Genomic DNA, 11697 nt, shown 5'->3' on the forward strand with positions numbered 1-11697 from the left:
ATTCTTTGACCGCAGGAATTAAATCTGCTCGGCTGGCTCCGGTTGGTTGGATTATTAAATTAGCATGCTTGGCTATTTCCAAAGTTCCTTGACTAGTGCGAGCAGGAGCATCAATGACAATTAAATCATATTTATTAGTTAGCGGTCAAATATCCTTAACTGAATTAAATACTTGACAAGGAATTTTGCCTTTAATTTTGCTTCACTCATAACTAGTGGCTTGCTGACTATCACAGTCGGCTAACAAGACTTTAAATTTTTAAGTCCATGATGGTGTTTTACTTTTCACTTATACGATGGAGAGGATTCTATTATTCTTTGTTTTCTTTCATGCGACGCTGGATTTCTTTTAATAATTCCGACATTTCTACTTCTCGCAACACTCGGTTATTTTCTGCTTGTTGGTCTTTATAACGACCACAATCAGCACAAATTAAGTGAAATTCAGGCATATCTTTACAATATCAATACTTAATTTTTTTAATGGCACATTCCTCGCAGAATTTCCCTTGAATACTTGCCATTCAGCCACTACCTTCAAGTTTTATCACGGCTTCGTTTTTACGACATTCTTGGCAAGAGTGGTCGTATTCAGCATTAGTTTTTTGGTGGGAATTAATTGGTTTTTTCATACACTTCTACTAAAAATAAAACTTTATTTTGACACGCAGTGGTTCTCTTTAAATGAGAACAAAAATGTAATTAACCTGCCAAAAAACGCTGGATACGAGAAATGTTTGCCAGTTAAGTAGTTAAAACTTCTTATTATGTTAGGAATTCAACAAATAAGTAAAGAAGTAAACAAAAAAAGTAAAATCGGCAATGAGGATACTACGAAAAAAGTATTAAATGCTTTCTTAGAAGTAGCCAAGCAAAAACTAATCCAAGGAGAAAATATTAACTTTAAAAATTATTTTTCCATTAAGAGAAGCCTTGCCAAACCCAAAGGTAGTAAGAATTGCGGCAAACATGAAAAAGCCATTAATGTTTTCAAGCAAGCCAATAAGGGAAAAGGTATTGCCGTTTTTGCTAAATCAGACAAGTTTAAGAATTTAGTGCGAGATACAAGAAATTGTAAAGATTGTCAAAAGAAAAAACAAGACTTATTAAAATCAACTAAACCAACTAATCGCATTAGTTTCAAACCTAGTAAAGATTTTTGAACTGCTTCTAAACCTACGGCTAAAAGAAAAAAATAACCTTAAAAACACCGCTATTTAAATACCGCTATCTTGCTATATGACTATAATCGCCTTTATCAGCCAAAAAGGAGGAGTGGGAAAATCTACTTTAAGCCAAGCCCTCGCCACCGAAGCCACCAAAAAGAAACTAAAAATCTTACTAGCCGATTGCGACCCCCAGCAAGCGAGCAGTTATCAGTGAAGCCAAATTAAAAAAAGAGTTAATTGTCAAGTATTCCAGCAAGTAAAAGATATTTGACCTTTAAGCCGTAATTATGACTTAATAATAATTGATGGACCCGCAAGAACCAGCCAAGCCACCAAAGAAATAGCCGAAAAAGCCGATTTAATAATTCAACCCACCGGAGCAAGCAGGTTAGATTTAGTGCCAGCAGTGAAAGAATTCCATGCCTTAAAAGAAGCAGGCGTAAACAAGAAAAAATTATTATTCATTTTAACTCGCCTTGCCACCAAAGCCGAAGCCGAAGCCAGCCAGCAATATTTAAAAGTTAGTGGTTATCATTATTCTCCCCTAGTTCTCTATGAAAAAGCCAGTTATCGGCAAACGCAAAATGAAGGTAAATCTATCACTGAAACTAGATATAAAAACCTCCAAAAACAAGCCCAGCAACTAATTAACAATCTCCTTTCTTACTTATAAAAGATAGCGGTATCTAAATAGCGATATAAAAATATCTATATGTGAGAGAAATTAAACCGCTTCATAAAAGTAGACTTTGTTTGCGACAAATGCCAAAAAGAATTTAATAGAAAAGTAGCCTATTCTCCGGATTCTGATTTAGANACAAGAAATTGTAAAGATTGTCAAAAGAAAAAACAAGACTTATTAAAATCAACTAAACCAACTAATCGCATTAGTTTCAAACCTAGTAAAGATTTTTGAACTGCTTCTAAACCTACGGCTAAAAGAAAAAAATAACCTTAAAAACACCGCTATTTAAATACCGCTATCTTGCTATATGACTATAATCGCCTTTATCAGCCAAAAAGGAGGAGTGGGAAAATCTACTTTAAGCCAAGCCCTCGCCACCGAAGCCACCAAAAAGAAACTAAAAATCTTACTAGCCGATTGCGACCCCCAGCAAGCGAGCAGTTATCAGTGAAGCCAAATTAAAAAAAGAGTTAATTGTCAAGTATTCCAGCAAGTAAAAGATATTTGACCTTTAAGCCGTAATTATGACTTAATAATAATTGATGGACCCGCAAGAACCAGCCAAGCCACCAAAGAAATAGCCGAAAAAGCCGATTTAATAATTCAACCCACCGGAGCAAGCAGGTTAGATTTAGTGCCAGCAGTGAAAGAATTCCATGCCTTAAAAGAAGCAGGCGTAAACAAGAAAAAATTATTATTCATTTTAACTCGCCTTGCCACCAAAGCCGAAGCCGAAGCCAGCCAGCAATATTTAAAAGTTAGTGGTTATCATTATTCTCCCCTAGTTCTCTATGAAAAAGCCAGTTATCGGCAAACGCAAAATGAAGGTAAATCTATCACTGAAACTAGATATAAAAACCTCCAAAAACAAGCCCAGCAACTAATTAACAATCTCCTTTCTTACTTATAAAAGATAGCGGTATCTAAATAGCGATATAAAAATATCTATATGTGAGAGAAATTAAACCGCTTCATAAAAGTAGACTTTGTTTGCGACAAATGCCAAAAAGAATTTAATAGAAAAGTAGCCTATTCTCCGGATTCTGATTTAGACCAATTAAAGACAACTTATTGCGGTGATTGTGTAAAAGCAAACGAGAAAGCCAATAATCACTGAAACAAAATTCATAAGAAAAGCCTCGGAGCAGTTCCCCAAGAAGCTAGTCAAAATTTACAAGCCCCAGAATTAGCCCCTAGTGATAAAAGAATTAGTGGTCGCACTAAACAATTAAATCTTAAAGTTAAAGAACAAACTTATTGAAAACTTAAAGAGTATGCTCTAAAAGAAAAATGTCTAATGACCGAAATCCTAGAAAAATCTTTGGAGTGTTATGGGAAACATCGTAAAAAATAAATAATAAAAAAGTTATGAAAACCAAACAAGAAAAATCCTTCAAAGAAGTATTAGCAGAAATAGAAAACTCCCAAGACCTTGGCAAAGGTTCCTGAGATTTACCCGAAAATCCCACTCCTTCCCAGTTAGTTAAGTATGAACTTTGCGAAAAGATTTTAGGCTACCAAGAGGATAACAACTTATCTGACAAAGAAATTGCCAAACGAATTAATTTAACTTTATCCAAAACCGAGGATATTTTATTTACTCGCATTGATAAAGTAAATTCTGATGAACTAATTAACGCAATTAGCAAATTATTTTCCCCTGCCGAAATAAAAGTAATCGTAGAACAAAAAAAAGATGCTTCTCATGTCTGAGTGGTTTAAACTAATTAAAAAAGAATTTTCGGAAAAGTATCAAGAACAACAATGAACTTATTCTTGCTTATTCACTTTTACTTTTAAAAATGGACTATTACCGAAATAACTATTACTAGCCATTTTCAAGCCGAACACAAGAAAGTAATCACCAAAGAATTAATTCTCAATCTCCTCAAAGAAAAAATTCACGGGAGAAAAAGAATGAAACCACGAACCAAGCATGGCATCCGAGATATCTATGTGCGAGAAAGAGTTGCCTACCAAGACAAAAAGTATCGTTTAATTTTCTTTCAAAGATAACACCACCAATCACCTCTGAATTAGAAATTGCCACCCACAAGACTAGCAAAAACATCCACTTTCTCTTCCTTCTCACTCACCCTTTTTGATTATACACCATCCTTCCAACTCTCGCATTCTCCCAACTCTATCCATGGTGTATAATCATTTTCTGTAACAAACATTTTTTGGTTTCCATTTCTCTCTCTCTATTAGGATTATTGACATTGTTATTTTCCAAAACTTCTTGTTTTCTTTTTTTCTTCTCTATTCTCTCTTCTAATTCTTTTTTTTCTTTTTCCAAGACTTTTAATTTTCTAATTTTTTCTTGATAACAGTCTCAACAGTAGCCAAAATGGTCTTTTTCTTCTAAACGGTAAATTGTTAGGAATTTCTTTGGTGGCTTATGAGTAAGGCAATATTCTCCGTAATAGTTTATAAAACATTTTTCTGAGCAAAATTTATTGTTATCATTTTTGGAAGTGTGATATCAGTATTCTTCTCCTTCTCTAACTTTTGAAACACATTCTCGGCAATAAGTGTATTCTTCTTGTTCAATTTCTTGATTTTCTAGTTGTTGATTAGTTTTTTTGCTTGATTTTTTGGGTTTAGACTTTTTTCTTCTTGATTTATATTTTTGCGGATAATGATAACTTTGCTTAAAACAATTTTCAGAACAAAAAAGAATATGAAACCGATCTACATCAAATTCCTTAGCCTGCTCAATGGCTCACTTTTTAATATTTCTATTTTCGTAAATATAAACATAACAATTATCTTCTGAAAGCTTTTTTTTACATTTATCGCAGATGCTATTTTGGATTTTTCCTAATTGTTTTGCTTTTTCACTAGCTTCTCACCAAATTTTTGCTAAAATTTTATATGGTGAATACTGTCCTTCATAAGATTTTAGATGGAGACCAGTAAACTCTTGGTCAATATTATATCAAGGAACTCCTAATTTTTCTTTATGCTGGACTCAAAAATGATAAACTTCATTATTTCATTTTATTCTAGCTTTGTCCATGGCTTTTTGGGCTTCTTCGGATTGTTCTTGAAGATTAGTTATCTCTCTTATTCTTTTAACTTCTTCGTAAGCTTCATCAAAGACTTTGTTGATTAGTTCTATGAAGTATAGTTTTATTGCAGCACTCATGATTCCTCCTCATTATTTGGTTGTTTGTAGGTAATTTTTGCTTTGTTTAAAGAGAGAGAGAGAGAGAGAGAGAGAGAGAGAGAGAGAGCATTAATTATTTCCTTTACTAGAGCTAGGAAAAGGTTGGGCTTGGATTATTTGAGCTTGGTATTCTGATTTTGCTTCTTGAGGATTTCCTTCTTTTTCTAATTGTTCTTCGACTATTGTCTTTTCCAATTCCACTGGTTTAGTTTCGGCTTTTTTACTTTGGTATTTTTCTCAGAACAAGCAAGGTGGACATTTTTGTTTAGTTTCACACTCTTGGACAAATCCTTTAATTTGGGTAATAGTTCGGCTAAGAAAATTTAGGTTTTCTTTTGATATCGTTTCTTCATTGATTAACTTATTTGGTTGTGATTGGCTGTTTTCTCCTGTTTCAGCTGACTCTTCTTTAATCTCTACTAAACCATTTTGCTGGTAGTTAATCACTTTGTCTTCGACTTTTTCCATTGCTACAACAATGGCTCTCAAGTGCTTTAATTCTTGACTAAGTTTATCTCTTTTATTAGTTAACTCTTCCATGTCAATTTCACCATTGCCATCTTCATCATAATCTTCTAAAAAATGATTAACTTGTTCCTGCAAATTTTTTAATTCTTGGTTAATTGCTCCTAATTCCCCAACTTTAATCTTTTTAAGTATTCCCAGTAGTTCGTGGTAATTATCCAGAAACATGTCAGCATCGTCGATAAATTGGTCTCATTTAGCCTGTTTAGCTTCGTAAAGTCTTTCTTTCATTTGTGAGGCAAAGACTTCCACTACGGGCGAGGAAGCAGCCAGAACACCTCCTAAAACTGGATTAGTAGTAGCCGCTAAAACCCCACCAGTAACGGCAACCCCACGGGCGGCTCACTGACCACTTTCTCCAATGTATCAATAAGAGTTAATTTCATTAGGATTCTTTAGTTTACTTAGCTCTGTAGGTTTGTTTTCTTTAGATTTTAATTTACTGAAAGGTTCTTCATATCAAGCACCTTCATATTCTTTGTCTCATCTTTTGAGGAATTGTTTGAGATTGCTACGAATTACAAATAATCTTTCGAGGGGAATGATTGAAGCAGAGACATTATTGGCTCTGTCTACTCGTCACTTATCAATTTCATAATGTCTATTGTTTTCTTCTTCCACCAAACATTTACTTTTATCTAATTCTTCCATGATTTTGGTTGATTGATAAGGATAGTTACTATTACAGTAAACTTTTTTGCAACTATCGGGCAAAAATTCTAAACCTTCTCGCAAGTTGGTATTGCTAATATTTATTATTTCCAATTTATTCAAGTTTTCAAGAGGTCTAAGACTTCCTCCAAAAGGACAATTGCTAATATCTAAATGAGTCAATTCTCTAAAAGAAGTAAAGATTTTCAAATCTTGCGAAAGATTCGGATTATTTTGAACTAGTAATACCCTTAGTTTATCAATTGTTTGAAAAAGTGCTAAATTGTTCAATGCATTCTGATCACATTTAAGCCCAGTTAATTTCGGACAATCACTTAAATCAAGGTTAGTCAATTGATTTTCTGAACAATTGAGCTTTTCCAAATTAGTGAATCCTTTTAATCTTAATCCGCCTTCTAAGTCTTGGTTGTTAATATCAAGCTGAGTGATTTGCTCTCTTTTTTTGTATTCATTATATCATCCATAACTGCCATCTCATCCCTCATCTGCTGTCCCTCTTTGGCATTCTCCTTCTTCAGGGTATCACTTGTCTAATCATTGCTGAGCAGGACTACTAGTAAATTCTTTTTTTCTAGCTTTCCAGGCTTTTAAAAGATTAGCAAAATTATAATTATTTGGTTCACCAAATTTTCTTAGTTCTTGTTCGAGAATTTTTATTTTGGCTCCAGGTCTTTCCTTTGCTGAACAATAAAAATCTCTCAGGCTATCTGGTGAGTATTCCAAACCATCATTAACATCAGCACTTCTAATATATAGCCTTTCCAGTTTAGTTAGACTTTTCAAAGGCTCTAAGCTACCATGAAAACGATTATAAATATCTTGTTGAATTCTTACCTGATCATAACTTCCTAAAGACAAACCTTTCAAATCTGTCAAGTGGCTAACAAAAGTTAAGTCTTGCTCTGAGAAGTTGTTATTACTTAGCCATAATTCTTTTAATTGGTGATTATTGGTTAAATCTAGACCGACTAATAAATTACCGACACATTGAAGCTTCTCTAAATTAGCACAGTTAGTTAAATTAATATTAGTTAGTTGGTTGTTTCGAAGATCAAGTCAAATTAATTGTTCACAATTATTAACATTCAAGTTAGTTAGAGGAGTTTTTAATCATTCTCCTCGGATTCACACTATCTCTAAGTTGGGATAAGCAGCCAAATCTAGTGTTTCTCCGAAAAGTTTTTCAATAGTACCCTGATTTTCCCTTTCTTGATTTATTTTTTTAATGTTTATTTCTTTAACTTTTTCTTTATCTTCTTTAGTTGGATATCTATTATCTAATCATTTTTGAAGAGTTTTAACATTTCTTTTTCTTGACTGAATATCTTTTTGCTCCAAATCTCTATTATTTTCCATAATGAATAATTTTAATGGTATACCAACTAATTTTTTTAATCTATATAGAGTGCTATATATAGAGTTTTTTTTGGTATACCATAAAATATAAGTTATAGACTGAAATCATGAAAAAGTTTAAAGGTTCTTATACGCGTGAAAATATCTTGTGTTGATAAGCCAAAATGGATTTACAAAGCCGATATTTCGTTCTTTCTTCCAAAGAAGCACCAGGAGATAAACCAATATTCCCCTTTTTATACTTATGACTAGACAATTCTTTAATATCAAGGAAAGCAACATTATTCTTTTCCATCATATTTAATTTTTGTATATTTTTTTTAGTGCGATTTATTAAGCCTGAACTCTCTCAATTACTCCGCTTCCTGGCAAATTTCTTTCTCTACTAGGAAAATCCAAAACAATTTGTTCATAAAGCAAAATTGGTTGCGTCTCGTTACCTTTTTCTTTCAACTCAATAATGCCACAATTCGCTAAAACTTGGCAATCTCTTCAAACATTAGTATAATCACGATGGAGTAAATGAGCTAATTGATGAACATTGGCAGGCTTTTTTTCCTTTATACAAGCAAACACTTTTAAACGGGCTTTACTAATTATTCGATGAATAACAGCTAAATCATTCGCCATCATTACATTTTCGGGTTGCAGATACTTTTTGCCGTGAATTGCTTCCTTAAACTCCGCAGACATTTGCTTGGGAGAAAAATAGGGGTCATAGCAGAAAATAAAAGTTTTGCTAGGGATTATTGTCATTATCATATTTTTACTACTCATAATTAAAATAACCAAATTTTTGATAAACCATTTGGAAAAACATTTTTTCAGTTTCTAGCAAAGACTTTCAGGTAAAAAACGCTTCTTTTTCGTTATCATGATAATGCGGCAGTTTGTCCACATGATTATCAAATAATACTCGTTCTCTTTTGCTAGTTAACTTAAAAACAATTCAACTTAATTGGTAACCTTCAGGGAATTCAGATTCTTTGCGATGAGGATACTGTCAAAGTCGCATTCTTAAACTAACTAAATAACCTTTTTCAGTCACAAATGTTCCTTTACGGTTATAAATCAAGTAATCATCTTTCATTAGGAGCTATAATGGTATTTTTATTACCTAGAAAAGATAAAATAATAATTATAGAACAACGATAATTCTGTTTTACGAGAATTAAACCTTTTGCTATACCACTAAACACCAAATTTAATAGTATAGCACAGGGCTTAATCCCTGTGGTTGGGAAACTATTCCCTACCAAATAAAGAAGTTAGGCAGTTCAAAGACGATTGCTAGCAAGCAAGTTCGCTCGTAAACTAACTTGGATTATCAAGTTAGGAACTTCCGACCTGGTCTGGATACCTAAGTTCTAAGCACGAAAGATTAGTAATGCCTTTCTAAATCCATAAATCGGAAAGTAAAGAGGAAATACTAACTACCACCGACTAACTTCTTACTTGGTAAACTAAAACTGGATAAGAATATCCATAATATATTTTTAGACTTTTTTGAAACCAAGTATGAGGAAAAAAGGGCAATTTTTTCACCTGCTAATTAACGCTTATTTATAAAATAAATAAAATTATTTTTTAGTTGCCATTTTTTAAGAACCTTTTTTATATATTTTTTGGAGATTATAAGAGTGGAATTGTTTAAAGAACTTTGTTGTTATGTTTCTTAGATTATGATAAAAAAAGTAGTAGTAGTAGTAGTAGTAGTAAAAATAAAATAATGACAAAAATAAATGAAGCCTACGAAGTACTTGGTCTAGAAGAAAATGCTTCGGTAATTGAAATCAGAAAAGCCTATCGAAAACTTTCTCTCGAACACCATTCCAAAAATAATAGTTCCGAAGACAGCAAACAAAAATTTAAAGAACTCCAAGATGCCTACGACATTTTAATTAAAAGCAAAAAAGAAGAAACTGACTATAAAATTAATTTTGGAGTTTCCGAAGCGGAAATTGCCGGACTAGACCAAGAAATAATTGAAAATTTTGTTTCCCAAGATTTAAAAGAATTCATTACCAAAGAAATCCAAAAAGTAAAAAATGGCATTGAAAATACTGAATTAGATACTGAAAAATTAATGGATTTCTTTTTACCCGAGCAAGGCCAAATATTCAAAAATTGGCTTAACACAATTTATTTAATGGGAGGTTTAGGCAAAAATGAAAAAGAAATTGGAGACTGAGTGAAAACCAACCTTTTAACTCCTCTTCGTGTGGCTTGTGAAAAGAAAGATTTTTTTGATTTAGAGAAAATGAAAGCGGATGAAAAAGGTTATTCTATTGCTGAGGTTTCCGATGAAGAATGAGAAGACTATTTAGCGGAATTACGAATACCAACCATCGATACCAGAGCATTGTGAAAAGCAAAGATTAAACTTTTCAAGCAAAAATCAGTGGAGATATTCACTAAAAAATTAGCCGATAAATCCGCCTTATTAATTGACCTGATTAACATTGAAGCCAATTATCACACTGATGAAAAAGATTTTTCTTATAACTCGTCAAATGATTATTGAAAAATTTGACTTAATAATGAGAGTAATATTGCTAATTTAAGAATAGATGAATTTTATATTAATAAAATTTTGAAAGAATATGAAAAAGAGGAAGCACTTGAAAAAGCCGCAGCTATACGCTATTATGAAGTATTAGGATTACCAGAAGAAGCCAGTATTGAAGAAGTTAAAGTCGCCTACCGAGAACTTTCTCTTAAAAATCATCCTGACAAAGGCGGCGACCGAAAAAAATTTAATATAATTAATAATGCTAACCAAGTTCTCGGAAACGAACATCAAAAAGCGAAATATGACCTTTGCTTATTGAAGGATAGAAATTGAGAAGACTATGATGATATGTATCTCAATCGAAAAGGATGAGTTAAATTCTCCAAATCAAAACTTATTATTGATAACGATTTTGGAAAAAGAATTGAACTTATTTTAAAACAAGAATTTGAAGTTAATGATTTGACCGAAGAAACTATTTCTGATTATTCTAAGGTTTGAGAAGGAGATGATTTTTCTGATTTTCACCATAAAGAAGAAGGCTTAGTTAAATTTGATAAAGAATTAGCCAAACGAGCTCTCGAAAATTTTAAAGAATTAAGTGAACCGGGAAAAGGGTTATTGCAAGCCGAAGAATTTTATGCTAAGAAAATTTTTAGAAAAACTCAACCAGAGGCCATTAGAGACGCTCGCAAGTATTTAGAAATTATTGAGTTTGCTATTGAAGTTAAAGAAAGATTAGAAAAAAGAGTAGAAAAAGCAATTAAACAAGGGGATAGATTTTTCCAAGATATTTTTAATAAAGCTGAACTAAATGAAGAAGAATTGAAAAACCACCTCGGAGAACTTAATAACTTTAAAAGTTGTCAGAAAAAGTTCAAAGACTTGGAATTAAAAAATCAGTTAAATATTGTCGACCAAAAATATAAAAGTTCTGCGGATTTTATGCGTGAAATAAGTGAAAAACTTAGAGATATAAAAAAAGCCAAAGATAATTTATTAGCCGAGATTGGGGAAGAAATAGGAAAAGGCGAGAAATTACTTGCTGAAAATAAAAATGTTAGCGAATTTTCAATCCAGTTTAATGATTTTATGACTTTGTTAAAAAGCACGGAAAATTATGAAGTCGAAATTGAAAAAGACATTGAGGACGGAGAGGAAGAAGTTGATTGAAGTGATGAAGAACTTGATAAATTAATGAGAACGAAGGGCAAAGTGAGAAAAATAACCAAATACAAAACGATAAAACAAAATGTAATAGTTAATCGAGCATTAATTAACCGAATTCTCGAAGAAAAAGCCGAGGAAATCAGTTCTCTTCAAGTAAAATTGAAAGTACAATTAAAGGAAGCAAGTGAAAATACACCTAGTTGAATAGCATTTCAAAAGTGATTACAAAAAGAAATTACTGACACGGAAGACTTAAAAGTAAAAATCAGGCCGGAAAAGCAAGACCGGTATCAAATTTCAGTAGAAACTTTAACTAATTTTTGCGATAGTTTAGAAGCCACCTTAGACAAAAACTCAAAAGATTATCATTTATTCCCTGAATTTGACCAAAATAAAAGTTTTGCCGAATTGTTTCCTTATGAAAAGGCTTTGTTGG

General features: G+C 32.4%; 13 protein-coding genes. 6 read left to right on the plus strand and 7 right to left on the minus strand.

What is annotated here, in order from left to right; genetic code table 4:
* Both GvMRE_RS07880 and GvMRE_RS07885 read right to left on the minus strand, forming a co-directional pair.
* Positions 1–247: P-loop NTPase family protein (locus tag GvMRE_RS07880; RefSeq protein WP_147410668.1), on the minus strand; the 247-nt coding region annotated here is incomplete at its 3' end.
* 64 nt (positions 248–311) lie between these two features.
* A complete protein-coding gene (locus GvMRE_RS07885) occupies positions 312–632 on the minus strand; it encodes a hypothetical protein (protein WP_147410669.1) in 321 nt (106 codons plus the stop codon).
* A gap of 135 nt (positions 633–767) precedes the next feature.
* Between GvMRE_RS07885 and GvMRE_RS07890 the strand changes: the two genes are divergently transcribed.
* From GvMRE_RS07890 to GvMRE_RS07915, 5 genes are all read left to right on the plus strand, one after another.
* Complete coding sequence (locus GvMRE_RS07890) at positions 768–1199, plus strand: hypothetical protein (protein WP_147410670.1); 432 nt, start codon at positions 768–770, stop codon at positions 1197–1199.
* Positions 1200–1239: 40 nt separating this feature from the next.
* Entirely contained in the window at positions 1240–1842 is a 603-nt protein-coding gene (locus tag GvMRE_RS07895) for a ParA family protein (protein WP_147410671.1), read from the plus strand.
* Between the two features lie 319 nt (positions 1843–2161).
* Positions 2162–2764: a ParA family protein gene (locus GvMRE_RS07905; RefSeq protein WP_147410671.1), complete on the plus strand. Its 603-nt coding sequence runs from the start codon at positions 2162–2164 to the stop codon at positions 2762–2764.
* A 39-nt stretch (positions 2765–2803) separates the two neighbouring features.
* Positions 2804–3208 (plus strand): hypothetical protein, encoded by a 405-nt coding sequence (locus GvMRE_RS07910; RefSeq protein ID WP_147410673.1) that lies wholly within the window; start codon positions 2804–2806, stop codon positions 3206–3208.
* Between the two features lie 14 nt (positions 3209–3222).
* On the plus strand, positions 3223–3576 hold the full coding sequence (locus tag GvMRE_RS07915; protein WP_147410674.1) for a helix-turn-helix domain-containing protein: 354 nt from the start codon (positions 3223–3225) through the stop codon (positions 3574–3576).
* A 421-nt stretch (positions 3577–3997) separates the two neighbouring features.
* Here the strand turns inward: GvMRE_RS07915 and GvMRE_RS07920 are convergent, their stop codons facing one another.
* The 5 genes from GvMRE_RS07920 to GvMRE_RS07935 all read right to left on the minus strand — a co-directional run bounded on the left by GvMRE_RS07920 (position 3998) and on the right by GvMRE_RS07935 (position 8669).
* Positions 3998–5005, minus strand: a complete 1008-nt coding sequence (locus GvMRE_RS07920) for a hypothetical protein (RefSeq protein WP_147410675.1) — start codon at positions 5003–5005, stop codon at positions 3998–4000.
* A gap of 90 nt (positions 5006–5095) precedes the next feature.
* Positions 5096–7579 carry a hypothetical protein gene (locus GvMRE_RS07925; protein WP_147410676.1) on the minus strand — a complete coding sequence of 828 codons (2484 nt, stop codon included), beginning with the start codon at positions 7577–7579 and terminating at the stop codon, positions 5096–5098.
* A gap of 127 nt (positions 7580–7706) precedes the next feature.
* Positions 7707–7877, minus strand: coding sequence for a hypothetical protein (locus tag GvMRE_RS13745; RefSeq protein ID WP_172575324.1), 171 nt, complete (start codon positions 7875–7877; stop codon positions 7707–7709).
* 35 nt (positions 7878–7912) lie between these two features.
* Positions 7913–8335: an HVO_A0114 family putative DNA-binding protein gene (locus tag GvMRE_RS07930; RefSeq protein ID WP_147410677.1), complete on the minus strand. Its 423-nt coding sequence runs from the start codon at positions 8333–8335 to the stop codon at positions 7913–7915.
* A gap of 13 nt (positions 8336–8348) precedes the next feature.
* Positions 8349–8669 carry a hypothetical protein gene (locus tag GvMRE_RS07935; RefSeq protein WP_147410678.1) on the minus strand — a complete coding sequence of 107 codons (321 nt, stop codon included), beginning with the start codon at positions 8667–8669 and terminating at the stop codon, positions 8349–8351.
* Positions 8670–9308: 639 nt separating this feature from the next.
* Here GvMRE_RS07935 and GvMRE_RS07940 point away from each other — a divergent pair.
* Positions 9309–11697 (plus strand): DnaJ domain-containing protein (locus GvMRE_RS07940; RefSeq protein ID WP_172575326.1); only part of this gene is annotated, 2389 nt, incomplete at its 3' end.

It is taken from the genome of endosymbiont GvMRE of Glomus versiforme, from assembly GCF_003546845.1.